The 26358-nt window shown below is 48.1% G+C and carries 24 protein-coding genes and 1 pseudogene; 16 read left to right on the top strand and 9 right to left on the bottom strand.

Translation table 11 applies throughout. From position 1 onward, the window contains the following. Positions 1-61: 61 nt before the first annotated feature. Together purS and SD10_RS17015 are read left to right on the top strand one after the other, a co-directional pair. Positions 62-313, top strand: a complete 252-nt coding sequence (purS, locus tag SD10_RS17010; RefSeq protein WP_046575332.1) for a phosphoribosylformylglycinamidine synthase subunit PurS — start codon at positions 62-64, stop codon at positions 311-313. 95 nt (positions 314-408) lie between these two features. Further along, a complete protein-coding gene (locus SD10_RS17015; protein ID WP_046575333.1) occupies positions 409-1416 on the top strand; it encodes a 3-oxoacyl-ACP synthase III family protein in 1008 nt (335 codons plus the stop codon). 74 nt (positions 1417-1490) lie between these two features. Here the strand turns inward: SD10_RS17015 and SD10_RS17020 are convergent, their stop codons facing one another. Beyond that, the gene (locus SD10_RS17020; protein ID WP_046575335.1) at positions 1491-1862 is read right to left on the bottom strand and encodes a CoA-binding protein; all 372 of its coding nucleotides are present in this window, start codon (positions 1860-1862) and stop codon (positions 1491-1493) included. 358 nt (positions 1863-2220) lie between these two features. Here SD10_RS17020 and SD10_RS17025 point away from each other — a divergent pair, with 358 nt between their 5' ends. Further along, on the top strand, positions 2221-2814 hold the full coding sequence (locus SD10_RS17025; protein WP_046575336.1) for an HNH endonuclease: 594 nt from the start codon (positions 2221-2223) through the stop codon (positions 2812-2814). A gap of 47 nt (positions 2815-2861) precedes the next feature. Here SD10_RS17025 and SD10_RS17030 read toward each other — a convergent pair whose 3' ends face one another. Together SD10_RS17030 and SD10_RS17035 are read right to left on the bottom strand one after the other, a co-directional pair. Further along, positions 2862-6710 (bottom strand): sensor histidine kinase, encoded by a 3849-nt coding sequence (locus tag SD10_RS17030; RefSeq protein WP_046575338.1) that lies wholly within the window; start codon positions 6708-6710, stop codon positions 2862-2864. Between the two features lie 133 nt (positions 6711-6843). Next, complete coding sequence (locus SD10_RS17035) at positions 6844-7122, bottom strand: iron-sulfur cluster assembly accessory protein (protein ID WP_046575340.1); 279 nt, start codon at positions 7120-7122, stop codon at positions 6844-6846. 103 nt (positions 7123-7225) lie between these two features. Here SD10_RS17035 and SD10_RS17040 point away from each other — a divergent pair, with 103 nt between their 5' ends. After that, complete coding sequence (locus SD10_RS17040; RefSeq protein WP_046575342.1) at positions 7226-7750, top strand: DUF7935 family protein; 525 nt, start codon at positions 7226-7228, stop codon at positions 7748-7750. 11 nt (positions 7751-7761) lie between these two features. On the opposite strand, the gene SD10_RS17045 is transcribed toward SD10_RS17040, so the two are convergent. The 3 genes from SD10_RS17045 to SD10_RS17055 all read right to left on the bottom strand — a co-directional run bounded on the left by SD10_RS17045 (position 7762) and on the right by SD10_RS17055 (position 9782). Next, entirely contained in the window at positions 7762-8604 is an 843-nt protein-coding gene (locus tag SD10_RS17045) for a hydroxymethylglutaryl-CoA lyase (protein WP_046575344.1), read from the bottom strand. Next, complete coding sequence (locus SD10_RS17050) at positions 8601-8951, bottom strand: transmembrane 220 family protein (RefSeq protein WP_046575345.1); 351 nt, start codon at positions 8949-8951, stop codon at positions 8601-8603. The genes SD10_RS17045 and SD10_RS17050 overlap by 4 nt, the downstream gene beginning before the upstream one ends. Before the next feature lie 111 nt (positions 8952-9062). After that, positions 9063-9782: a tetratricopeptide repeat protein gene (locus SD10_RS17055; RefSeq protein WP_046575346.1), complete on the bottom strand. Its 720-nt coding sequence runs from the start codon at positions 9780-9782 to the stop codon at positions 9063-9065. Between the two features lie 265 nt (positions 9783-10047). Here SD10_RS17055 and galK point away from each other — a divergent pair, with 265 nt between their 5' ends. The 6 genes from galK (at position 10048) to SD10_RS17085 (ending at position 17952) form a co-directional block, all read left to right on the top strand. Then, positions 10048-11199: a galactokinase gene (galK, locus tag SD10_RS17060; protein ID WP_046575348.1), complete on the top strand. Its 1152-nt coding sequence runs from the start codon at positions 10048-10050 to the stop codon at positions 11197-11199. A gap of 87 nt (positions 11200-11286) precedes the next feature. Next, a complete protein-coding gene (gene fsa, locus SD10_RS17065; RefSeq protein WP_046575350.1) occupies positions 11287-11952 on the top strand; it encodes a fructose-6-phosphate aldolase in 666 nt (221 codons plus the stop codon). A 121-nt stretch (positions 11953-12073) separates the two neighbouring features. Continuing rightward, a complete protein-coding gene (locus SD10_RS17070) occupies positions 12074-12754 on the top strand; it encodes a cell division ATP-binding protein FtsE (RefSeq protein ID WP_046575351.1) in 681 nt (226 codons plus the stop codon). 546 nt (positions 12755-13300) lie between these two features. Continuing rightward, positions 13301-13639: a PadR family transcriptional regulator gene (locus tag SD10_RS17075; RefSeq protein WP_046575353.1), complete on the top strand. Its 339-nt coding sequence runs from the start codon at positions 13301-13303 to the stop codon at positions 13637-13639. A gap of 21 nt (positions 13640-13660) precedes the next feature. Next, positions 13661-16396 (top strand): ABC transporter permease, encoded by a 2736-nt coding sequence (locus SD10_RS17080; RefSeq protein WP_227698994.1) that lies wholly within the window; start codon positions 13661-13663, stop codon positions 16394-16396. 323 nt (positions 16397-16719) lie between these two features. Continuing rightward, a complete protein-coding gene (locus SD10_RS17085; RefSeq protein ID WP_046575357.1) occupies positions 16720-17952 on the top strand; it encodes an ROK family transcriptional regulator in 1233 nt (410 codons plus the stop codon). A gap of 87 nt (positions 17953-18039) precedes the next feature. Here SD10_RS17085 and porX read toward each other — a convergent pair whose 3' ends face one another. Next, positions 18040-19620 carry a T9SS response regulator signal transducer PorX gene (gene porX, locus SD10_RS17090; RefSeq protein WP_046575359.1) on the bottom strand — a complete coding sequence of 527 codons (1581 nt, stop codon included), beginning with the start codon at positions 19618-19620 and terminating at the stop codon, positions 18040-18042. Positions 19621-19971: 351 nt separating this feature from the next. On the opposite strand from porX, the gene SD10_RS17095 reads away from it, so the two are divergent. The 4 genes from SD10_RS17095 (at position 19972) to SD10_RS17110 (ending at position 23405) form a co-directional block, all read left to right on the top strand. After that, positions 19972-21237 carry a LysM peptidoglycan-binding domain-containing protein gene (locus SD10_RS17095; protein ID WP_046575361.1) on the top strand — a complete coding sequence of 422 codons (1266 nt, stop codon included), beginning with the start codon at positions 19972-19974 and terminating at the stop codon, positions 21235-21237. Positions 21238-21244: 7 nt separating this feature from the next. Further along, positions 21245-21457 (top strand): hypothetical protein, encoded by a 213-nt coding sequence (locus SD10_RS17100; RefSeq protein WP_046575364.1) that lies wholly within the window; start codon positions 21245-21247, stop codon positions 21455-21457. Further along, the gene (locus SD10_RS17105) at positions 21454-22281 is read left to right on the top strand and encodes a TIGR02757 family protein (protein ID WP_046575366.1); all 828 of its coding nucleotides are present in this window, start codon (positions 21454-21456) and stop codon (positions 22279-22281) included. The genes SD10_RS17100 and SD10_RS17105 overlap by 4 nt, the downstream gene beginning before the upstream one ends. 92 nt (positions 22282-22373) lie before the next feature. Next, positions 22374-23405: an aldose 1-epimerase gene (locus tag SD10_RS17110; RefSeq protein WP_046575368.1), complete on the top strand. Its 1032-nt coding sequence runs from the start codon at positions 22374-22376 to the stop codon at positions 23403-23405. A 3-nt stretch (positions 23406-23408) separates the two neighbouring features. On the opposite strand, the pseudogene SD10_RS17115 reads toward SD10_RS17110, so the two are convergent. After that, positions 23409-23964 (bottom strand): annotated as a pseudogene (locus SD10_RS17115) (3-keto-disaccharide hydrolase); the annotation flags it as partial. Between the two features lie 251 nt (positions 23965-24215). Beyond that, positions 24216-24848: a response regulator gene (locus SD10_RS17120; protein WP_046575370.1), complete on the bottom strand. Its 633-nt coding sequence runs from the start codon at positions 24846-24848 to the stop codon at positions 24216-24218. A 271-nt stretch (positions 24849-25119) separates the two neighbouring features. Between SD10_RS17120 and SD10_RS17125 the strand changes: the two genes are divergently transcribed. After that, positions 25120-25584: a hypothetical protein gene (locus SD10_RS17125; RefSeq protein WP_046575371.1), complete on the top strand. Its 465-nt coding sequence runs from the start codon at positions 25120-25122 to the stop codon at positions 25582-25584. Positions 25585-26010: 426 nt separating this feature from the next. Continuing rightward, on the top strand, positions 26011-26328 hold the full coding sequence (locus SD10_RS17130; RefSeq protein ID WP_046575373.1) for a hypothetical protein: 318 nt from the start codon (positions 26011-26013) through the stop codon (positions 26326-26328). The last annotated feature ends 30 nt before the right edge of the window (positions 26329-26358 follow it).

Consider the following 26358-nt stretch of genomic DNA (forward strand, 5'->3'; position numbering starts at 1 on the left):
TTAATGCAGATAGCCACTCTTTCATTCATTCTTTCGCTCTTTCATTCTTTCACTCTTTACAATGAAATACATCGCTGAAATTAACATCATGACCCGCTCGGAAATTCTGGACCCTCAGGGGAAAGCCGTTAAGCTGGGCCTTCATAACCTCCATATGGATACGATCGACAACGTCCGTATCGGCAAGCACATCCGTCTCGATGTCGATGCGGCTACCGAAGAAGAGGCCCGGGCAACGGTTGATGCAGCCTGCCGCCAACTCCTCGCCAACCTCATCATGGAGGAGTATTCGTTCGAGCTACATACGGCTTAACCGATATTTCTTTCCGTTGAAACCAGCACACCTTTGGTAAAGTCAAGCTACACCGCAAAAAGTGCTATTTTTACGGACTATATGTTGTTCATCGAATGAATTCAGTTTATTCTACTATAAAAGGGTTAGGTTTCTACGTTCCTGACAACGTTGTTACGAACGATGCTTTAACTCAGTACATGGATACCTCCGATGCCTGGATTCAGGAGCGGACGGGTATCAAACAAAGGCGTTATTTTACGTACGGAAAAGACACCAACGCCAGTATGGCAACGGCCGCGTCGCGTATGGCGCTCGACCGGGCCGGACTAGAAGCGTCAGCGGTTGACCTCATTGTTTACGCGACCATTACCCCCGACTATTACTTCCCAGGATCGGCCTTTCTGATGCAGCGTGAGTTAGGCTTGGAGGGTATTGGCGTCATTGACATCCGCAACCAGTGCTCCGGCTTCGTCTATGCGCTGTCCATTGCCGACCAGTTCATCAAAACGGGGATGTATACAACAATCCTGGTCGTTGGTTCCGAAATCCAGTCATCCTTGCTGAATAAGAGCAACGAGGGCCGCGGGGTTGCGGTCATTTTTGGCGATGGTGCTGGTGCCGCTGTCCTACAGGCCACAACCGATCCCGAACACCGGGTTTTATCGACGCATCTCCACGCCGACGGCCGCTATGCTGAAGACCTGTATATCCGGGACCCTGGCAGCAGTCGAGACGGGCAGTGGATTACGGAGGCAACACTGGCGGAAGGCCAGTACAACGTAACGATGAATGGAAACGCTGTATTTAAACACGCCGTTGTCCGGTTCATGGAAGTCATCAATGAGAGCTTAATGGCCAATGGCTATCAGCCCGAAGATCTTGCTTTATTGGTACCCCATCAGGCCAATATCCGTATTTCAGGCTATGTACAACAACAAATGAATCTGCCTGACGAGAAGGTGTTCAACAATATTCAAAAGTATGGTAACACTACAGCAGCCTCCATTCCCATTGCCCTAACCGAAGCGTTCGAGCAAGGGCGCATACGGACTGGGGACCTGGTTTGTCTGGCTGCCTTCGGTAGTGGCTTTACCTGGGCATCCGCTTTGATTAAGTGGTGATTTATAGGTATGATGTAGGATGTATGCGTTGTAAACTAAGTTCATAAATCATACATCCTATATCATACACCCAATCAATATGTCCCCACAGAAAGCATAACAAGTGTACACGCTTGAATTGGCTCAATGCCTTCAGCCTTTAGCTGGCGCTCAAACTCAGGGTTTTCGGAGCCAGGATTAAAGATAACCCGCCTGGGCTTCAGGCTTTTGATGTACTCATACAGGGGTGGCTGATTTTGCGGCCCAACATACATAGTTACGGTTTCAATATCGTCAAAGTGAGGCTGATCTGTATGAATCGGGTGACCTTCGATACTTCCCTCTTGCCGACCGATCAATTCAATGTCATGGCCATGGCGGAGTAAACTATAGGCGGCTAGATTAGCATAACGGCCCGCTTTTTCTGTTGCCCCGACAACTATTGTCTTCTTTGCGTTTGTATTCATGACCTTGGTGGGTAGCCACCCATTTGACTATGATCTATTCATAACTAAAACAGTGCTTTAGCAGTTTCGAATCCAGTCAATATAAATGCTCTGCCACACCAGATAATCATACAGATTGTGCGTCCAGAATCTTTATTTCACCGATTTAACCTAAAAATCAGGTAACCATTTGACTTTATTCTTGTTAAGAATCAGTCACTACTTGTGTAAACGACAAAAAACATCGGATAGCCAGAATAGTCTGGTTGAAATAAAGCGCCTGTCAACCATTTTGCGTTTTCAACTAGTTTAGTTTATTCATTCTGGCTGCTATTTAACACTAGTTAGTCAACAGCTACGCGTAAAATTTGCTTTGTTCATGAACGCCAAGGAGAGCCAAAGTTTCTGGAATGAGAAGTGGGTAGTCATTGTGTTTGAGGGGATTGAGAACCCACCTCATTACGAGGTCTCAAATTATGGCCGGTTGCGAAGTTTTCAGTCGGCATCGGCCACCCGCGCTGGTACCAATACCAGCCAGACCACCAGCAAATTCATTAAAGGCTCCGTCATTCAGGGGTATCGGTCGTTAAATATCCGTTCGGGCGGGAAGACACTCAACCGATATGTGCATAAACTGGTAGCTGAGCATTTTAGTAAACGCGAGCAGCCTGAACAGACGTTCGTTATTCACCTCGACCACGACAAGCAGAATAACTACCACCAGAATCTGCGCTGGGTGACGAAGGAAGAAATGATTGAACACAATCGAAACAACCCCAGTCTCAAAAACCGTCAGTTGCCCCGCCAAACCCGTAACTATAAACTTACGGAGAGCAAGGTTCGAATTATCAAGAAGCTGTTACTGAACGAAAAGAACCGGCTAAAAATGATTGCCAAACAGTTTGGCATCACGCACACACAACTCAATCGCATACGGTCGGGAGAGAACTGGAAGCACGTCAAAATTGACTAGGCTTTCTTCTAATGCCTGCCATCGTGATTCGCTTTTTAAGGAAACGGTCAATAATTAACGGCTTCGTCCAGTAGGGGTCCCAAAACACCAGCTAGCGGCAGCGAGACGAAAAAGGATGTGCCTTCGTCTTCGGTTGTTTCAAACCAGATGGTGCCTCCGGCATGTTCGACACCCCGCTTGGCAATAGCCAGACCTAATCCCGATCCACCCCGTTTGGTGCTGAAATTTGGCAAAAACACCTTACTTCGAATCGCTTCGGGTATGCCTGCTCCGTTGTCGTGAATCTCGATTTGTACCGCGTCAGTATTTGTGTACAGTTTGAGGTTAATCTCCGGTTTACGCCCCGGTGGCACTGATTGAATAGCGTTAATAAGCAAATTGGTCAGAATTCGACCAATCAATTGTCGGTCGCCAATGGCCATAACGGGACCGTTGGTGATTTCCCGGCGGAGCGAAATGCGTTTGTCGTCAGCATACAGGTCTGCAGTTTTATTGAAAACACCTGTTACCTCGAAAATTTCCCGTTTAGGTAAGGGCATTTTCGCGAACTCCGAAAAGGAGGTGGCAATGTCGCTGAGATTATCAATCTGGTCGAGCAGGGAATCAAACGTTCGCAGAATAATACGCCGGGCCGGGTCAGCCGATCCTCCCGCTCCTTCCTTTGGGCCTGGAAATGTCCGCTGCAAGTGCTGAAGTGTCAGTTTCATGGGCGTTAGTGGGTTCTTGATTTCGTGCGCTACCTGCTTGGCCATTTCCCGCCAGGCCGATTGTTTCTCGGTTTGAGCCAAGGCCTGTTTACTTTCCTCAAGCTTGACCAGCATCCGGTTATACTCCCGAATGAGCAGGCCAATCTCGTCATCCGATTGCCAGTGCACCGGATCATTGGGGCGTTCAAGATTGGTTTTTCTAATCTTTTGCGTCAGCAACCGAAGTGGCTTTGTCAGCACATGCGATGCAAAATAGGATAAAATCAAAAAGAACAGAAACAGCGCCGTGAAGATGCTCAATGCCGACGCAATTACTTCAATAATCTGACGGTCGAGTTCGGGGCGAGCATAAAAATAAGGAATACTCAATACGCCCAGTAAGCGTCCGTCATACGACTTGATCCCTGCATAGGCCGTTCGGTACTGCTTTGTGCCCAGCGATTCGTTCAACAGCCGCTCACTTTCTTTATCTTCAATAATGTGAATGTAAGCCTCCGGATTAATATACTTGGACAAGTAGCCGCTCTCGTAAATAAGAGGACGCGTAGACGTATATAATCGTCCCTGGGTATCAAACAAGTTGATGTCAATATCGGCGTCACGGGCTATTTTGCTCAGTTCCTCTTCCATTGACGCTTTACTACGCTTTTGCGCGTGTAAGTGCTCATCCAGATACGTCAGGAAATTAGCAGCAATGTTGCGTGTATTGCTGATGTACGTGCTTTCCTGGTTCGCAATGTAGTTTGAACTGATCACATTGACGATGATCACAATGACAAATAAGAGGGGCAGAAAAAAGGCGACATTTAGCAGGATCTGAATGCGCGTCGAATAGTTAATGCTAAATTCAGAGAATCCATAATTAATGGCATAACCCAGAATAACGACGATAACCGACAGAACCAGAAGGAGATACAAAAATGAGAAGTTGGAAAATATATTTCGAAACGGATACTCGGCCGACGATACCACAACGATCCGGCCATTTTGTCCTCGCTGGGCAATGTGCTGATATCCATTGCTGGACAAACCACTTTCAAACAAAGCCGCATTATCTAAGAGGGCAAGGTTGAACTTCCGGTCATAGTTATAACTACCTCCCGTATACAGCAATTTGTGCTTTAGTTTTTGACCTAAAGAATGAACGCTCGTATCAGGGCCCTTAAAGAAAGCGTAGCTATAGGCCTGTGTATCGGGGTTTTGCGTAAACTTGGTATCGACCAGCAATTCGGGGTAAACGCTTTTAGGTCGCTCGTTTCGTAAACGAAGATCAAGCACGACATAGCCCAAGGTGTCTTGCCTAGCTGCCAATCCGGGTTGATCAACCAGCGTTTCCCGCCCTGTCTGGCTGATGGAAATAAAGCACAAATACTGTTTTACAAACTTATTCTTGACTTCGTTGACAAAATAAACGCCGGGATACTCCGTCTGATAAGCAGGCTGCCGATATCGATTGGTAAACGTGGCTAAGGAAACCGCATTCAGACTTATATCGAGTGGCCGCCCATTGGCGCGAAACGAAAACACTTCAATGTCGTATTTATCGAAATATTTGTCGAGGTGTAAACTTTTGATCCGTTGCTGAATACGTTCCCGTACTAATAACGTATCGGTCTGTAAGGCCCGGCCAATATCAGCATCCCGCTGGATTGATTCCTGCGCCTTGCTCATCAAAAACTCACCAAACTCATCGTTTTCAGCCAGAAGTTGTGTAGCAAACTCCTGCTCGTGGATCAGTTGTTTCTTAATCTCCTGATTATAAACGGCATATGCCGTCATGACGGCATATACGAAAGCCGCCAAAAAAAAGTAGATCGACGTTTTGTACCGGAATGAATAGAGTGTCTTGGTCAATTCGCTAACGAATATGAGCAGGAAGTAAACGCCATTGAGAAGAAATATCATCTTCATGGGCCACTCCAATACCAAACCAATGGCCCCACTGAGCAGGGTACCTACCAGAACGAGCAAGATGCCCCGACCAACATGGCTCCGGTTGTACCGTAAAAATAGACTCGCCAGCAGATGGGTGATCAAAAAGTAGATGAACGCAATGGTGATAAAGACAAGCAAACAAACAACTTTCAGAAAGGAGAATCGAATGTTCAGGGTAATGTCCAGCGTGAACTGCGACTTCTCGTAAATGTTGTTCAGTTCAACGTAACAAAGCGTAAAGACTGCATAACTGGCCATCACACAACCGACCGAAATAAGGAGTTGCAGCCAGAGGGGCAGGTGTAGCAAAAACGCATAACTACGCATGCGATAGTAATGGCGAACAACATAGAAAGCCAGTGCAGCCACCACCAATGCGTTTAACAGTAAATCGCCCAATGAAGGGACCAGGATCGAGGAAGCATAAAACTTAGGGTTGAACAGGTCTGATTCATAAAATAAAAACGGTACGCCAAAATAAAGCATGACCGCCCGCAGCAGAAGTAAATAAGCCGCTATCCACATGAATGCCAGTTCGTAGTTCCGCTTCCGATTCAACCGGATCATTAGCTGAATAACATACAGCCCCAGAAAAATCACGGCCAATGTGGCCATAATAACCGTATTGACGGGCGTAGAATGGTTACGGTAGGCATCGACCCTGGGGGGCACTACGGCGAAAAGAAAGGCCGATGCATTATCATAAATCGCTTGAAACGTGTTTAAGCGCTGGTTCGACAGGGCAATAGGGTCAAGCGAAAACAGATCTGGATTATAACCGGATTGTAGGTAGGTATTATTACTGTGGTAATAACGATAAATGTTAATCAGCGAGAAGACATCTATTTCCTCTCCCCCATTCGCGACCCGCTTATGACTGACAATATATCGTTTCCTGTCGAAATCAACCAGTTTAGGCGCTGTTACGGAGGCCAGCCGGGCAAAATCGGGAATAAACCGGTGGTCAGACCAGAAGACAATCTGCTTATTCCGAAACACGTAATAAGGATACCTCGTCGCGATGCTTAAATCGGAGAAAGTAGGCGTTTTCTTACGTTTCAACAGAGCCGTCACACTGTCCAGTTCGGTCGTGCTAATCAATAGCTCTTCTTTTACCCGTTGTTGAACAGCACTCACATATTGCTCATCTGTAGCCCCCGGCGCATTTTGCTCCAGTACGAAGAAGCATAAGATAGACAGCGCTGCAGCCAGGAAAGCTAAGAGCAAAAAAACGTGTTCTTCAATGCGTTTCACAAAACGTAAGTATTGGCTTGTTCTAGAACATCCCTAAAATCGTGCCAAATTTTCTGAAAATAGCTATTTGTAGGCGACTATGAAATAAACAATGAATCGATATGGTTAACCAAATTACATAAACAACTAATAGTCAAGCTTTTTCTACGGTAAAACCACCTGGCTCATAGCCAATTTCTGCCCCCAGTACATAGAGTAAATGTTTGCGATCAATAATGACCTGCACACCTTCCACGTTATACACTTCGTCGGAGGGGCCCGGTAGGTCGAAGCCTAATAGCCAGGACGAGCCACAACCGCCCCCCCGAACGCCGACCCGCAAGCCATAGTCACCAGGAATTTTATTCGCCTGCAACGTGTCCAGAATTTGCTGACGCGCTTCGGGTTTGACAAGAACAGGATTATCAAGCATGTCGTGTGTAAGTAAACAGGAGCCTGTTATCGACAAATTAGTTGGCAAATGAGAACAGGTTAACGTAAAATTACCGTTTTCCGCTAAACAATGTTTCCCTTTTATGGACCTATTGAGTGATTTCCTAAAGTTAATTGTGCCGGCTGGCTTAGTCCTTTACGGCATGTATCTGACCGTGAAACTGTTGCTGGAGCGAGAAGCCGACCGTCATAAGTTCGATGTTAAAAATCGGTATACAGACACCGTTGTGCCCATACGCCTGCAAGCTTACGAACGGATGGTGCTGTTTTTAGAGCGAATCAGCCCGAATAATTTATTGCTGCGGCTTAGCGGCAGTTCAACCACGGTGCTGGAGTTCCAGCAGCGATTGCTCCAGGAGATCCGAGATGAATACAACCATAACCTGTCTCAGCAAGTATACATGAGCCAGGCTACCTGGGATCAGATTCAGGCCGCTATGAACGACGTGATGATTCTCGTCAATCAGGCCTCGGGCGACACGCGTCCCGATGCCCCGGCGCTTGAACTTTCCAAGCGGATCTTCGAGCGGATTATTCAAAAGGATAAGCAACCTACGTCCGATGCACTCAAAGCCGTTAAGGAGGAGATTCAGGTTATGTTTATGTGAAATGGCGTACGTCAAAACACCCCTGCCGACAGCGTAAGAGCTTTTTGAAAGGCTTCCTGATTGATGGCGAGTTTGATGCCCTGCTGCGTCAGTATCTGGACGATTTCTTCCGTGGGCAAATTACCGGTGAGGGTGTCAGCCGCCATAGGGCACCCGCCGAAACCGCGTAAGGCACCATCTATACGCTGAACGCCCGCCCGCATAGCTGCCTGCACTTTCGCGGGGCCTTCGCCGGGCCTGGCGTGCAGATGTGCCCCAAATTCAATTTCCGGAAATTGTTGGACCAAGTGCGTAAATAAGTATTCGATGGCCTCGGGCGTAGAGGAACCAACCGTATCGGAAGGAGCAATGATTCGAACGCCTGTCTGGATCAGTTGAGCCGTAAAGTCACCAACGAGATCAGGGCTATAGGCATCCCCGTAAGGATTGCCGAATCCCATCGACAAATAAACGACCAAGTCTTTTCCCTGTTGATCGCACAACGACTGAATGGCCGTTACCTCAGTAAAGGCCTGGGCAATAGACTTGTTGGTATTCCGCTGCTGAAACGTTTCGGATACCGACAGTGGAAAGCCAACATAATTGATCGGTTTATGCGCCACCGCCTGCTCTGCCCCCCGAACGTTTGCCACAATGGCCAACAGCTTAGTTTTCGTACCCGATAAATCCAAACCAGCCAGTACGTCGGTCGTGTCACGCATTTGCGGTATGGCTTTGGGAGACACAAAACTACCAAAGTCCAGGGTGTCGAAACCCACTTGAAGCAACGCATTCAGGTACTGGATTTTAAGATCCGTTGGCACAAAATGGGCCAGCCCCTGCATGGCATCACGCGGACATTCAATGAGTTTCATCGGCGTATGGGTTGACGAACAAGCACGGCCAATACGCCCATGATAACCGCGCAAATAGCCAATCCACCGGCTTCGCGGGCCATTTCAATATTCATACTCCGCATGCCTACTTCACTGAATAAAAAACCCTCAAAAACAGGTGGCCATTGGTAAACAGCGGCAACGACGTACATAACGGCCATGCCAACAAAAAACCACCATTTGCCTAAACCCGCATAGGCCATGAAACAGGCAATAGCCGCCAACCCATAAATAGGTACCCAGACTTCCGGGTCAGGATCGTTGTATTGAACGGCGGCAAACAGAATAAATAACAAGCCAAAAATGATTGAAACTGTCTTTCTCATAGAATGTACGTCTAAAATGTATACGTCGTGAAAGCCGTAAGCAAAGCGTCCAAAACAGACATTTTACTTTAAACGTTGCCAACTGAATATGCCTTACCGGCTTATACACTTTTACTGACAATATTCAGCGACAGCATTAGCAGCGTCGGCATAACCCAGGTTTTGCGCTTGCTTGAGGCTCAGGCAACCAGCCTCGCGCTCGTTATTTATCATTTGCGCGATACCCAATCCATAAAATGCCTTCCCGAATTTCGGGTCTGACTGAATGGCCTTCTGAAAGTCGGCAATAGCGCCCGGCAGGTCTTTTTCCGTAAACCGCAAATTACCCCGGTTATACAGCGCCAGGGCATTGTTTGGGTTCAAGGAAATGGCTTTTGAGAAATCGGTGAGAGCTGGTTGAATCTGTCCTTGCGTAGCAAACAACTGCCCCCGGTTCAGGAACAGTTCGGCAGCGATGTTCCGGCTCGTATCGGGCACCAACCGAATGGCATCCGAATAATCTTTCAAGGCCCCCGTTTGGTCATTTTGCGCGACCTTCAGCAGCCCCCGATTATAATAAGGGCGGTAAAAATCGGGCTTTAATTTAATCGCCTGGTCATAGTCAAGGGCGGCATTTGCATATTCCTTCAACTCAAAATAAGCGACGCCCCGCGAGTTAAAGGCTTCTACATTGGACGCATCTGACTCAATTGCCTCATTCAGCACTTGCACAGCCTCTCTGAATTTGCCTTCTTTTAAATAAATCCGGCCCTGTTCAACGTTTTTATCCGACGAGCTACACGCACTGATACTGAATACGATACCTAAAATTACTCCTACTGAACGCTTCATACTAACTAGATTTGACCGTAAAGGTACGGGCGAAATTTGGTCGTTTGGCTAACATTTACTTAACTTTGCATCGGCAAATCGGTGCTACCAGCTCCTGCTGAATCCCCCAGGTCTTGACCGAAGCAAGGGTAGGTGGTCGTAGCGGTGAGACATTGGTTTGCCATTTTTTGTTTCCGTCCAGTCTCTATCGTTTTTCGGGACGGTTGCGCTGTTTAGCGGGTTATGCGTTTAGCTGTAGTCAACCGCTAAATTTCCCAAACCCAACATGGACCTACTCGATCAGCTTACCCACTCCTTTCGACAAACTTTCAACGCTGAGCCGACTCTGGTTTGCTCCCCCGGCCGCGTTAATCTCATTGGCGAACATACCGATTATAACGAAGGCTTTGTGCTCCCGGCGGCCATTGATAAGGCTATCTATCTGGCCGTAAGCCAACGTCCTGATAATGAGCTCCACTTCGTTGCACATGACCTCGATAAAACCTATCAGGGTTCCTTAACGAGTTTGATACCAACCCATACCTGGGCCGATTATCTGCTGGGTGTGGTGGCGCAGTTCCGACTGGCGGGTCATGGGTTAGGCGGTATCAACTGTGTGTTTGGTGGCACAATTCCCATGGGATCCGGACTCTCGTCGTCAGCAGCCCTCGAAAATGGAGTAGGTTTCGCCCTGAATGAACTCTTTCAGTTAGGCATTCAACGGGTTGATATGGTGAAGCTTTCGCAACGGGCTGAAAACGAGTTTGTGGGTGCCAAAGTGGGGATCATGGACATGTTTGCCAGCATGATGGGCAAAGCTAATCACGTGATCAAACTTGATTGCCGGTCCCTCGATTATACGTATGCACCCTTACGCATGGATGGCATAAGCGTTGTTCTCTGCGACTCGCAGGTGAAGCACTCGCTGGTGACGTCGGAGTACAATACGCGCCGGGCACAATGCGAAGCCGGAGTTCGATTCCTGCAAACGTTTTACCCCGAAATCAGAAGTTTGCGCGATGTGACCATGCCGATGCTCGACCAGCATTTGCGAGATGCAGAGCCATTGATCTACCGGCGATGTGCGTACGTTGTCCAGGAAAATCAGCGTTTACTCGACGGGGTAGAGGCTCTTGAAGCCAATGATATTGCTACGTTTGGCCAACTGATGTACGGCTCGCACGAAGGCCTAAGCCACTGGTATGAAGTGAGTTGCCCTGAGTTGGATATACTGGTGGATATTGCCCGACAGCAACCGGGGGTACTGGGAGCCCGGATGATGGGCGGTGGCTTCGGCGGCTGCACGATCAATCTGGTGCAGGAAGACGTATTGGACGATTTCCGAAAGCTGATTACCAAACAATATAAAGCCCGAACGGGGAAAGATACGTACCTTCACGTCTGCAAAATCCAGGACGGGACGCATGTAATTAGTTAGAAGGGTCGTTCAGGCAGTCGGTTTTATCTGGCTATCAACTCCTTACTGACTAATGACTCGACTGTTTAACTGTTTAATTGTTTAACCATGAAATTTTTCATTGACACAGCCAATCTGGCTGACATTCGCGAAGCCCAGGACATGGGGATTCTCGACGGGGTTACCACCAATCCCTCACTGATGGCGAAAGAAGGCATTACGGGCAAAGACAACGTAATGCGCCATTACAAGCAAATCTGCGAAATCGTACAGAGCGATGTTAGCGCTGAGGTTATCTCCGTCACCTACGACGAGATGATCAAAGAAGGCGAAGAATTGGCAGATATCGACGAAAATATCGTGGTAAAAGTGCCGATGAGTGGCGACAGCATCAAGGCAATCAAATATTTTTCTGAAAAAGGCATCCGGACCAACTGTACCCTGATTTTTTCGGCGGGTCAAGCATTGTTGGCAGCTAAAGCAGGCGCTACGTATGTGTCTCCTTTCGTTGGCCGGTTAGATGATATTTCAACCGATGGTATGGCCTTGATCGAGCAGATCGTGACCATTTTCACCAACTACGGCTACACAACCGAAGTGCTGGCAGCTTCTGTACGTCACCCGATGCACGTTATTCAATGTGCTGAGATTGGCGCCGACATCATGACGGCTCCATTGAGCGTTATGAAAATGTTGCTCAGCCACCCACTTACCGACAGCGGTCTGGCTAAATTCCTGGCTGACCATGAGAAAGCGAATCTACCCGTAAAATAGTTTACGGTTTACAGTTCACGGTTGGCTGACGCAGGAGCATGTTGACGCCGGTCCGCCGGTGCGGTCAGCCAACCGTAAACCACAAACCGTGAACTGTAAATCTTGAACCTAAAACGTACTTATGTTTTCTACCGAACCCGTTCTTACGCTCGACCATGCCGACATCTACCAGGGAAAGAAGTTGGTCTTGGGCGACGTATCCTTTCAAATCAACAAGGGCGATTTTGCCTATCTTATCGGCCGAACGGGCAGTGGGAAAACGTCGCTCCTGAAAACACTGTACGCTGACCTTTGGCTTCAAAATGGGAAAGGGCTTGTCGCGGGCTATTCGCTCGATGCGCTGAAGCCCAAGGATATCCCTCAACTGCGTCGGAAAATAGGCATCGTCTTTCAGGATTTCCAGTTGTTTTTCGACCGCTCCGTCGAAGATAATTTGAAGTTTGTGCTCAAAGCAACCGGCTGGAGCAACAAAACGGACATGAACAATCGCATTGCCGATGTACTGATGCAGGTGGGTTTGGGAACGGCCCAGAAAAAAATGCCCCATCAACTCTCGGGTGGTGAACAGCAGCGGGTTGTCGTAGCCCGCGCGATGCTCAACGAACCGCAAATCCTCATCGCGGATGAGCCAACCGGCAACCTGGACCCAACCGTTGCCGACCAGATCATGAAGGTATTTCAAGCCATCAACAATGCTGGTACGGCCGTTCTGATGGCCACCCATAATTATGATCTCCTGCATAAATATCCCGCCCGGGTGCTTCGCTGCCAGGACGGTCAGGTGATCGAATTGAAAGGATAATCTGCGATCTATTTCGTCTTTTCATACATCTGGCTGTCAATCCCGGCAATCAGTTGGCGGTTAACCAGCATCAACGACTAGACGTTACTTCACAAATATAAGCCAGCCTGATCAGGCGTACCGGTTAGCCGTAACATTCAGTCCTTTTGGCCAATAATTTCCGCAATAAGCCAATCCACGCAAAGGCAACAAAAAACAAAGGCGCTATACTACAATTTGCGGAACATTAATCGGAAGCGTTTTCTGTTTGGTCATCAGCAGACCAGTGAATATGAAAACGCCTGAGCTGGCGACGATGACAGATTCGATATAAAATCGGTGAGTGGATCTCATCCAGCCGTTGTTGGTGTCTCGACGTGGATTCTTCGCAGCATTTAGGTAGTAAACTAATCCGCATATCAATGTCCATGATTGGACATTAAAGCGTCCGTTTCTGGACAGGAGTGCTCTTCTCTATCGGGCTCTATATACGCAAAAGGCACTTTTTCGGTTCTGGCACCTTATTTGATTTACCATATTGTATCTAATCAATCTGCCTGCGTATTCATGAAAAAGACTATTCTGGGCGAACTGGAAGAGCTGGTGTTGCTGGTCGTGGCTGCTAGTACAGAGGATGTCTATGGGGTACCGGTTATGGATGAGCTCCAACGCCTGACAGGACGAAATTTCACCATTAGTGCCATACATACGACTCTGTATCGACTCGAAGAAAAGGGGTTTCTATCGTCCTCCCTGGGTGGAGCGACTACCGAACGTGGAGGACGGCGTAAACGCCTGTTTGCCGTAACAGCCAGCGGGGGCCGCGTGTTGCTGGAAATCCAACAGATGCGTCAGCAACTCTGGCAGGCCATTCCCGAGAGAAAATTCCAGTTGCTGGGTATATGAGTGAACCTGCCTTTGTACGCTATGAGTAAGCAACCGAATCCAACCGAGTCTTCAGACGCAGTCGGTTCACCTAATCAAGTTGAACCGCCCCGCTGGGCTGATCGCCTGCTGACGTGGTTTGTCGCTCCGCACTTGCTGGAGTACGTGCAGGGGGACTTACACGAAGCTTTTCATAGACAGGTCCCCCAAGTTGGCCTAGTCAGAGCCCAGCGCGCGTATGTCAGGTCAGTATTGTCTTGCCTGACGCCATTCTTCTACAGACGTCGACCCAATGAATACCCTAGTCCAACCAATCTAGCTATGCTTACCAACTACCTCAAAATTGCCTGGCGGACGCTCCGCAAGCAGCAGGGCTTTACAATTATCAACATTTTTGGTCTGGCCGTTGGCTTGGCCTGTTGTATGCTCATTATGCTCTACGTACTGGATGAGTTGAGCTTCGATCGATACAACGCCAAAGCCGATCGCATCTACCGCGTTCAGTCTGACATCAAGTTCGGGGGAAACGACATGCACTTTGCTGCCGCTCCCGACCCACTGGGGCCAACCCTCAAAAAAGATTATCCACAGGTAGAGCAATTTGTGCGCTTGCACCAGCGCGGAACCTGGCTGGTAAAGCGGGCGGGTGAAACCACAAACCTTCGGGAAGCCAACATCACCTTTGCGGACTCGACGCTCTTCGACGTTTTCACCCTGCCGTTCGTGTCGGGTGATCCCAAACGGGCATTGGCCGAACCCAATTCGGTAGTCATCAGCGAATCGGCGGCTAAGCGCCACTTTGGTAATCAGAACCCAATCGGACAGCCGATGGTATTTGAGAATACTAAGATCTTCAAGGTATCGGGGGTGATGCGCGATATGCCTCAGAATTCACACTTCCACAGTGACTTCTTTCTGAGCATGCGCAACGATGATTATCCCTGGGGGCAATGGCTTAGTATTAACCACCATACGTATATTTTACTCAAACCTGGACAAGCTGGCGCTCCAACTGACCCAGCCGTTTTCGCCAAAAACTTCGACACCATCCTTAAAAAATATGTTGGACCGCAGGCAATGCAGGTGCTTGGGACAAGCATGGAGCAGTTTCAGAAAGCAGGGAATCAAGTGAAGTTCTGGCTACTTCCACTGACGGATATCCATCTGCATTCAAAACAGCAGGTCGAGCTGGCACCCAACGGCGATATTCAATACGTCTATATTTTCTCGGCGGTAGCGCTGTTCATTCTGCTCATTGCCTGCATTAACTTCATGAATCTGGCCACTGCCCGCTCGGCGAACCGTGCGAAGGAAGTCGGCGTGCGGAAAGTAATGGGTTCTGAACGCCAGCAACTTATTGGCCAGTTCATGACCGAATCGGTACTAACCACCCTGTTGGCGATGATACTGGCCTGTGGCATGGTCGTTCTAGCCTTACCAAGCTTCAATACCATTGCCGGGAAACAGATGAGCATCGTTCAACTTGTATCTCCCTATTATCTGCCCCTACTGATTGCGCTGCCCATCGTTGTTGGTCTGTTGGCGGGCAGCTATCCTGCCTTTTTCCTCTCTTCTTTTCAGCCCATAAAGGTGCTCAAAGGGGGTACGGCATTCCGGAATATAAATAGAAGTTTTAAAAGTGCTGACTTGCGAAGCGGGCTGGTGGTCTTTCAGTTCATGATGTCGGTAGTCCTTATTGTAGGAACGATTATCGTGTATCGGCAGATCACCTACATCCAGACAAAAAACGTGGGGTTCAAACGCGATCAACTATTGACCGTCAATGGCGTCTATTCGTTGGGTAAGCAAGCCGAAACATTCAAGCAGGAAGTAATGCGCTTGCCGGGTGTTGTGAGCGGGAGCATTTCAGGTTTCCTACCAACGCCCTCTAATCGCAACGATATGGCATTCTTCGCCGAAGGTGAGTCGAGCCGGAACAAAGGCGTTAATATGCAAACCTGGGGTGTTGACTACGACTACATAAAAACATTGGCTATGCAGCTCGTTCAGGGACGCGATTTTTCACGGGCATTCGGAGCCGACTCGTCGGGAATTATTCTCAATGAAGCCGCTGTGAAAGTGTTAGGATTCAAAGATCCTATCGGTAAACGGGTATGGCGTTTTGATGATCCACAGGGTAAAACCCAAAAAACGTATACGATCATCGGCATTGTCAAAAATTTCCATTTCGAGTCGCTCCGGCGCAATATTGGAGCCTTGTCGCTGGTGCTTGATGCCAATTCGGGAGCCGCTTCTTTCCGGCTCAGTAGTACGAATCTGCCGACACTCATGAAGGAAGTCGAAGCCAGGTGGAAACAACTTGCTCCCGATCAGCCATTTAGCTACCAGTTCATGGACGACAGTTTCGACGAAATGTATCGGGCGGAACAGCGCGTTGGCACCATTGCGCTCACATTTGCGGCCCTGGCCATCCTGATTGCCTGTCTGGGTCTCTTTGGTTTGGCGGCTTTTATGGCAGAACAGCGTACCAAAGAAATCGGCGTTCGAAAGGTGTTGGGTGCTTCGGTTGGCAGCATCATTGGTTTGCTATCAAAAGACTTTCTAAAACTGGTTCTTATTTCTATTGTTATTGCTTCGCCTATTGCCTGGTACGCAATGGGCCAGTGGCTGGAGGACTTCGCCTATAAAATTGACATTGAGTGGTGGATGTTCCTGCTGGCGGGTTTGCTGGCGGTGGGTATAGCCCTGCTCACGGTGAGTTTCCAGAGTGTCAAAGCGGCCCTGATGAATCCGGTGAAGAGTTTACGGTCTGAGTAAATTGGTTATGCGGTCCTAAATTAATTCCTTAATACATAACCGCGCAACCAGTTTAAGTAAACCCGTATAGAATGCTTTACCGGGGGAAATTTGTTTGGCCACAGACAAGATCTTCACTGGAAAATAAAACCAGTGGCAACGAAGTAATTTTTTTTATAATATAGGCTAATTATCATCCGGAAGCTATTGAACTATAGCCTAGTTTTTAAAATTATGTCAGTTAAAGGCGTAAGTAGTTCAGGCATGGGTATTGCTTTAGAACTAAAAAGTTATACCACCACTCCAAACTCCCTCCCGCGGCAATTTTCCCATTATTCGTTACCATGAATACACCATACATCCTGGATGAAGAAGTTACCAGTCAGCAGTCAGTCGTCGATTATAAAAAGAATCAAAAACAGCGAAAGGTACTGGCACACTTGTATACAGAAGGAACCTGTACCCTTGCTCACCTCACCAAGATGTTGCACAGCAGTGTGCCATCCGTAACGAGCCTGGTCGAAGAACTTATTGATAGCCAATGGGTAACGCCTATCGGAACAGCCACCGGCAGCAACGGACGCCGACCCGTTCTGTTTAGCCTGAATACACAACAGAACTATGTGGCAGTGTTGGATGTCAGTACGCACGACACGAAAATCCTGTTCATGAACATTTACCGAAAAATTATTTTTCGAGGTGATTATGATTTACGGCTTCAGGATAATCCAACCTTTCTATCCTCATTAGCCCATTACTTCACCAGTGCACTGGCCGATTCGGGTATTAAGCCCGATGATGTTATTGCGGTGGGTGTTTCTATGCCCGGCCTGATCGATGCGCGCCGGGGTGTGAATTTAACCTATATGAATCTCCAGCAAACAGGCGAATCATTGACGCATGGGCTATCAGAATTGCTTAATAAACCTGTTTACCTGATTAACGATACCAAAGCAACCGTACTGGGTGAAAGCCGGTTTGGGGGTGCTCAAGGCAAAAAGCAGGTCCTGGCTATTAACATTGACTGGGGTGTAGGACTAGGTATCGTTGTAAACGGCGAGGTATTTCAGGGAGCCAGTGGCTTTGCCGGTGAACTGGGTCATATTCAGGTTGATCCGGAAGGTGAGCTTTGCTACTGTGGTAAAATCGGGTGCCTGAATACCATCACCTCGGCGTCGGCGCTGGTTAAGCGGGTACAACGGGATATTTTGGCGGGGCAGGTCTCTAAAATGGCTTCATTCCGGGACCAGGTCGATCAAATCGACATCGACGAAATCATCAACGCAGCGCATCACGGCGATTCCTACGCCATTGATGTGTTGCATGAAACCGGCTTTCAACTGGGCAAAGGACTGGCCATTGCCATTAGCCTGTTCAACCCTGAGATCATTATTGTGGATGGCGTGTTGGCGAAAGCCGCGGCATTCATTTTAAATACCATTGAGCAAGCGATCAGCAAGTACTGTTTGAGCGATTTCCGGAATGACATGACCATTGAGCTTACCCAACTGGAAGGAACCGCCAAATGGCTGGGTACGCACGCCTATATGATGGAAGATGTTTTTGCCAATTATTGAGTAAAGAAGAAGGGTGAACTACATGTCTGGTCAATGATGACTCGACATGTAGTTCACCCTTCTCGTATATACAGCCACGCTACGCGTTTATTTCGCTTTTAGGTAAGAAAATGGAATGATCATTTCCTCCAGCGACACGCCACCGTGCTGGAATGTATTGCGATAGTGGTTAACGTAGTAGTTGTAGTTATTGGGGTACGCGAAGAAATAATCTTCCAGCGTGAATACGTAAGCGGTCGATACGTGCGGCTTTGGCAGAAATAACCGCTCTGGTTTACGCCCCACAAACAGGTGATTGTCCTCAAACCCAAGATTTTTACCCTGCTTGTAGCGCAAATTTGTGTTCGTTTCGCGGTAGCCAACGATCTTGGCTGGCTTCTGCACCCGAATCATTCCGTGATCGGTGGTAACAATCAGACGACCGCCCTTTGCCGCAATTTTCTGCACGAACTCCAGTAAAGGCGAGTGCAGGAACCACGACCGGGTGATGGACCGGTAAGCCGACTCATCGGGAGCTAGTTCCTTAATCATGGCCATGTCCGTGCGAGCGTGCGACAGCATATCCACGAAGTTATAAACAACGACGTTCAGTTGATTCTGTAACAGGTTATTGAAGTTATCGACAAGCGACTTCCCCTGGTTTACGTTCAGAATCTTATGGTACGACATCTTGATGTTCAGGCGACTTTGATCAAGCTGGCGACGCAGGAACTCCTCTTCGTGGTTGTTCAGGCCCTCGTCTTCACTATCGTCATTCACCCATAAATCAGGATGCTTACGTTCCATTTCGCTGGGCATCATGCCCGAAAAAATAGCGTTCCGGGCAAACCCGGTTGTCGTTGGTAAAATAGAATAGTAAGACGACTCCTCTTCAACGGTAAAGTATTCGGCCAGCAGGGGCTCAATAATTTTCCATTGATCATACCGCAGATTATCGATCAGCAGAAAGAACAAAGGCGCTCCACCCGACGCAGTTGTACTGCCAGCGGCCTCCACCAACGGAAACACCTTTTTACGCATGAGCTGATGCGACATGATGGGGCTTTCCATCTTCGGTTCATTCAACCAGTCTTCGTAATTGTCCATGACAAACTTGCAGAATTCAGAGTTGGCTTCACTCTTCTGCATGTTCATCACCTCGGACATACTTTTGTCCTGAGAGCTATCCAGTTCTAACTCCCAATAGATAAGCTTTTTATAAACATCTACCCATTCATCGAAATCCATGCGGTCATTGTACTGCATAGAAATATTGCGAAAATCCTGCTGATAGCCAATGTTCGTGCGTTCAGTCACGAGCCGCTTATTGTCCAGAATTTTTTTGACAGATAATAAAATTTGATTGGGATTCAGAGGCTTAATCAGGTAATCGGCAATCTTAGAGCCAATAGCCTCTTCCATGATGTGCTCCTCTTCACTCTTGGTAATCATGACCACGGGCAGGTTGGGGCGCATCTGCTTTATCTGCGAGAGCGTTTCCAGTCCCGTCATACCGGGCATCATTTCATCCAGAAATACAACATCATAGTTCGTCTGCTCAACCTGATCCAGCGCATCGGCACCACTGTTGACAGGGGTAACGTCATATCCCTTATTTTTCAAAAAAAGGATGTGGGGTTTCAGAAGGTCTATTTCGTCATCAGCCCAAAGTATCGAATAATTTTGCATAATTGTGTAAGAAGTGAGAAGGTGGGAGTTGGGAGAAGGGCCCTGCCATTGTCTGTCTATTGACGCGTCGGCAATGCTCACCTTTTAACTCCTCGCTCCTTCATAGTTAAACATCAAACGACCGCTTCTGTTCAGGTGGTTCAGTTTTAAGGTTTTTTAACAGCAGAAAAAGGTACTTTTATCGAAGCAATGGCTAAAAAAGTAACCCCAGCCCATTCTGTAAGTCGAGATAAGCATGCGGCCTATTGCCTATTCTGGATAAAAACAGATCTATTTTTGCGCTAATTTTAAATGATATGCCGTTTATAGAGTTGGTCATACCTTCGACCACCTTCCGGCTAATAATAACCCATGAAAAAAAATCCTGTTCATACGGCCTTGTGGCTGGTAAGCGGCATCCTAGCCTTTCATGCGCTTGAGGCCAGACCGACTCCGCCGACAAAGGCAACGGTTATCGACTCCATTGGCATTGAAAAAAAAGAAGGTAAACGATTTATTATTCACCGGGTCGATGAGGGCCAGACGCTCTATGCCATTGCCCGTCGCTATGGTCGGTCAGTCGCTGAGATAAAGGCAGCTAACCCGACGTTATCGAATGCCGTGAAATATGCCGAGCTAGTCAGGATTCCCATTCCCGATGGCACACTGAGCCGGAAAGAGGAAAAAGTAATCGACAAGGCGATCAAGAAACAGGAAAAAGAGGAGAAGAAAGAAGTAAAAGTAGTTGAAAAGGAGAAAGCGGTAGTCGAGCCAAAGCAGAAGTCAGTCTCCAAGGAGACGAAGCCCGAAAAAACAGCCGACAAACAGATCATTAGAGCCGATGATCCAGCCAAAGCAGGCATTCACGTGGTTGAACCCCGCCAAACGCTGTATAGCCTGGCCAGCCGGTATGGCGTGTCGCAGGCCGATCTGCGCAAATGGAATAACCTGCCCGGCAATAACGTACTGATCGGTCAGGCGCTGATCGTCTCCGAAAAAGCATATATAGATCGTATGCCCTCTTCTCCGGCACCCAGTACGCCCAGCAAACCGATCGAGACGCCGGGTAAGCAAACTGAGGTCCCCACACGACGGCCTGAGACCGAGGTAGCCCCGCATGTGCCAACTCGACCAGCGGATACACATCCTACTGAACCAAAATCGACAACACCCGCCGAACCAAAAACCGAACGCCCAGCCTTACCCGCTCCGGTTACGCCAAAACCAACCGAGCCAGAAACCCGGCCAACAACGAAGCCCGTTGAAAAAACAGCCGACAAAACAGCCGATAAATCACCGGAAAAACCGGTCGAAGAGATTGAACCACCCCGGCCTGGAAATGATGCACCCATGCCAACGCGCGGCCGTCGTATTTCCAGCAGTGGTGTAGCAGAGATGATCGAGGGAAACGATGGCTCAGGAAAGTATCTGGCCCTGCACCGGACGGCTCCCATCGGCACGCTGGTACAGGTACGCAATGAATTCAATAACCAGAGCCTCTGGGTAAAAGTAATTGGCCGGTTGCCTAATACGGGCGTGAATGACAAGATTCTAATTAAATTATCGACGCAGGCCTTTGCGAAACTTTCGCCCCAGGATCGGCGTTTTCGGGCTGAGGTAAGTTACATTGTTCGATAACTCAAGTATGGAAACCAAAGAAGAACGTATTGCCCGACGTCATCGTGAACGCGACGAACAAATGAAAGCTTCGCCGGGCTATTTAACCTTCAGCATTATGTTTACGCTGGCCTATCCGTTCATTGCGGTTTTCACCTTTGTCATGTCTGGCTTGCTGGCTCTTTTTTCGGGCATTTCGAAAGCAGCAGCCTGGGTTGTTAGTGGAGGAAAGAGTAAATGATGGCGGATGAGCTCAACCACTTTTCTTCTTTAAAAGACTTTTTAGATGCGAAGGCCGATCAATACAATCGGCCTTCCTTTATTGAGCGCGACCCCATAAGCATTCCCCATCGCTTTAGCCAGAAGCAGGATATTGAAATCATGGGTTTTTGGGCGGCCGTTTTGGCCTGGGGCCAGCGGCCGGTTATTTTGAAAAAGACAACCGAATTGGTTGAGTCGATGGACGGCGCTCCCTATGATTTCATTCGTAATCATCAGGAAAGCGATCTAAAGCGCTTTTTGACGTTCAAACATCGTACGTTCAACGCAACCGACGCGCTGTATTTTCTTCATTTTTTCCGGCAATATTATCAGGACCATGACTCGCTGGAAGATGCTTTCCTGCCCACCACCGTGTGGAAGCTGTCTGCCGAAACGACCAATTCTCAGACGGAGCCTTTCACAGTCGAAAAGTCGCTGATTGTCTTTCGTGACCGGTTTTGTGGGCTTACCGATTTTTTCCCCGAACGCACGCGCAAACACATCGCTACCCCAGCCCGAAATTCTGCCTGCAAGCGGCTCCTGATGTTTTTGCGCTGGATGGTGCGACAGGATGACCGAGGGGTTGACTTCGGGATTTGGACACGCTTGCGCCCCGATCAGTTAGTGATACCGATCGATGTCCATGTCAACCGGGTGGCTCGTCATTTACAGTTGCTCTCTCGCCCCCAGACCGATTGGAAAGCAGCCCTGGAGCTAACTGAAACGCTTCGGCAATTTGATCCATCGGATCCCGTTCGTTATGATTTTGCCCTTTTTGGCTTGGGTGTAGAAGGTGAAATGTAGTTTTTCCTGGTTTGGCTGCTTTTTTCAGCCCAATGTCAAACAATACACAGGCCGGAAGGATTACCAATTGACTGACCTGCATTTTTTACATCATGCCCTTTCAGATAACAACCCAAGCATTTGGCACACTGCCAGACGGCACTGAACCACTTGCGGAGTACATACTCGAACATACCGAGACAGGCGAATTCATTACCATTATTCCAGAGTACGGCGGTATTCTCCGCCGGTTGGTCTTACGAAAAGGGCACGATCTATTTGCCTTGCTGTTGACGCCTGAGTCACCACAGGCCCTCTTTAGCGATGAGGGCTACGCCGGTGCCTTGCTGTACCCATTTCCTAGCCGCATCCGACATGGAATTTATCATTTTGAAGGATCGGATTATGCATTGAAAATGAACGAACTGAAACGGGACAATGCCATTCACGGCTTTGTTCATGGTCGGCCATTTTCGGTTATTAGTCAGGAGACTACCTCGACCTATGCTCAGTTGGTAGTGCGCTATGATTATGCGGGTGACACAACGGGTTACCCCTTTCCTTTTGCCCTGACCGTCACGTATAAATTAGTGCAAGCCAATCGGCTACCCCATGGAGACCATGCGGAAACCGACCGGATGTGTGCCCTACAGATTAGTTATTCAGCACTTAATACGGGCTCGACGCGATGCCCGGCGGCCTTTGGCTGGCATCCGTATTTCACCCTATCAGAAGAACCGGTTGATCAGATGACCTTGTCTTTGCCCAATCGGGCTCCAATTGTTCTCAATGACAATATGATTCCAGAGGGACGACAAAATCTTGAGCCAGGTGGTACGATAAAGTTGGAGGGGCAGCAGCTTGATACGGCGTTTGCCATTGAGCCAACGAGTGAACCCGGTACGCCAGACCCGTTTGCCGAAACGATTCTGACCTCTCTTACCACGGGCCTTAAACTCATTATTGGTCAGCAAACCGGCCAAAACAAACTAAATTACCTCGTTTGCTACACACCACCCCGACGGGATAGTATTGCCATTGAACCCCTCACGGCCAATGTGAATGCCTTCAATAATGGGGACGGGCTAACCATTCTGAACCCCGGTGAAACTCTGTCCGGTACGATGTGGGTGCGGCTGGAATAATGCCTATAATGAACGCATTTTACTATTCCGGAACCAGACAGTGCTGCCCCAGTCCTGCAAACCAATTCGCCCCGTGTATTTACCCTTGCTTATGGGCGCGTCTTTCAGTTTGCTGGCGGCCATACGCTGTTTCCAGTCGAGACTATTCAAATCGTGTTTCTGAATATTAAAGCCATTCAATGAGACGGTTAACTTGTTCTTTTTCAACGTAAAGCGAACCTTGTTCCATCCGCCAGCAGGCTGTAACTCACGAACACGGGCGTTGGCGGCACTACAGAAATCGCCGGCGCGGTGCTTGTTTTCGTTGGTCCCTTCGTAAATGGCATCGTCCAGTACCTGAAGCTCTAGCCCCGTGTCAAAAATATGTTTGTACTGGGTACTGGGGTTCTTCCTGGACGAAGAAAAAGATACCAGTGTTTGTAAAGCGTTCTACTTTCCATTCCGCTACAAATTCAAAATCGTCGGAGATGGCCATATCAGTTATCAGATCGCCCCCATCCGGCGCTTTATTGCCTACCCGGTTAGGCATGTTCAGTTTCAATGTTCCCTGCTCGATTTCGATAATTTGCTACATTCTACTTCATCTGAGATTCAGACATTTACTGGGAATCTCTTCTAGCTTCTCAACATACGATACATCAGTTTAAAAGCTCTTCAATCACCCTGTCTTGTGCTTCGCCCAATGGCGTTAGTATTAAAGAGTATTTTTTATTTATCCTGGTCAATTGAGGATTTGCAGAATGCCAAATACATTCTCTAAGGCAAGTATATTAACAGTAGACAGGCAAATCTAAAGCCACGCTTTATGCATCAAATTATTCGTTCGCTTATCGCTTTAGCCACAGCTTCGGTGCCACATTGAACATGGAGCTTGTGGTATATATTTTTTAAATGCCTGCGGACCGTTTCAACGGAAATAGTACCGTGAATGGCAATCATTCGATACGTATAGCCCTGGGCAAGCCATTTTAGAATTTGCCGTTCCCGCTCAGTAATGGCATAGGTTGGCCGATTGGGCTGGGGAGCCTGCTGGAAGGTTTTCAATACGCGCCGGGCAATACCCGGCGACATAGGCCCTCCGCCATCAATGACTTCATGAAGCGCATTCAGGAGTTGAGTTGACGAGTCTTTTTTAAGTAAATAGCCATCAGCACCGTTGCTTAAGCAGGCAAACAGCCGATCATCATCCTCAAAAACGGTGTGCATCAATACGGCTATATCGACACTTACTTCCTTGATCAACCGAACGCAGTCAATTCCGCTACGCCCCGGCATATCGATATCCATCAGCACCACGTTCGGCTTATCCTGCCGTACCTGTTCCATAACCCGTTGCCCATTGCTGTAGGCGCCGACGACCGAAAAATCCGGAACACTCTCAATGAGCAATTTGAGCAGTGCCCGCAAGTCGTCATTATCTTCGTAGATGGCGATGGTCGTCATAAGTAATGGGCGAGAAAGTTGGGCATGAACACTATTTACTAACAAAGGACATATAATGAAAAGAGTTTGTCAATAACCCTTTCGGGTCAGCCCGAAAGGGTTTATCACCTTGAACGGGTCGAACGTTCGAGCACGAACGAAGGAATAGGGGCTAGCATCCACAAAATGACTTACATCCAATAAACCGGTTACTCAATGGGTGAAAAGGGTTATGGATAGAGCGGTAGCTACTGGTGACATTTGATGAAACAAATTTAACCTCAATACTGCTATGAAAAGCCTCATTATAAGCGCGTTGCTCTTAGTACCTGTCTTTAGTTTCCAGATTACGGCTGCAAATCCACCTGATGTTGCCGGCTCATGGCGCATGACTGCCCACCGGGTAGACCCCGCTCAAAATGGCGTTACGGATGTTTATACCCATTTCAAAGACCTGTATGGGGGCTGCCAGGAGGATATGGGTTTAGTGCTGAATACGGACGGTACCTTGAAAATGACTCCCGTAAAGGGCTGTCAGAATCCTCTGGGCAACCTGATTATGAAGGCGGCTACAAAGTTTATGCCCTCTGGCAAAGCTTCCTGGGAAGTGACTGGCAGCAAACTCGCCTTGCAGGATGGGAAAGGGAATCGTAGAGAGTATGATTTACAATTGAGCGGCACAACCATGACCTGGGTATTCGATGAAGCGCAGAAAGAGGGAGCCGTACGGCACACCATCGAATTTCAGCACAATTGAATTAAACTCTTAGCCGAGTTGGCACAGGTCATGACCTAATCAGATTTAAGCTAGCCCTTCAACAAAATCCATCAACAAGTACGCCTGTACCGATTCTTCTCCTATGACAATAGGCTCACAACTTGTACTACCTGTTCAACTTAATTTATAGTCTATACTTCCCTACTAATGAACCATCAGAAGCACTTATTGCACTATACCAATAAATGAAAACTATTTCACCTAAGTGACTAGTTACCTTCTCATCAAATAGAAGTCTGAATACTATCAAGGTTTGATTATAAACTAATTAGCCTATCATTAGTAAATTAATGATAGGCTAATTACTTACTGATACATAAGGCAACCATAAGGGTACTCATAACAACTGCCTGCACCATACCTGACCAGTGTCCTCTTTAACTTCATCTTACCAGTAACAGCATCATGAATCGTTTTTCCGTTATCTACCTGCTCAGGCAGCAGTTTCACCATATATATAGTACGACGCAAGCCGAAGCAGAAACTGTTCTACAGCACTTGCTCACGCAAAAAGATCATGAGCCGATTGGCATCTACGATGCAAAGACTGAGCTTTTCTATTGGGAGCCAAAACGACAGATCATGTACGACCAGGCCCCCATTGAAGAGCAAGGTCCACTAGGCGATCAAATTACAGCAATAGCCAAGAGCCTCCGCCAGCAAAATAACACCCAACAGCCAGAGGAAACGACTGCCCCGGAAGCAGTCGATGCGACACGCTGACAGCCAACAATAAATCCAGATTAGCCATCG

Origin of the sequence: Spirosoma radiotolerans (assembly GCF_000974425.1) — a bacterium.
GTDB classification, from domain to species: Bacteria; Bacteroidota; Bacteroidia; order Cytophagales; family Spirosomataceae; genus Spirosoma; species Spirosoma radiotolerans.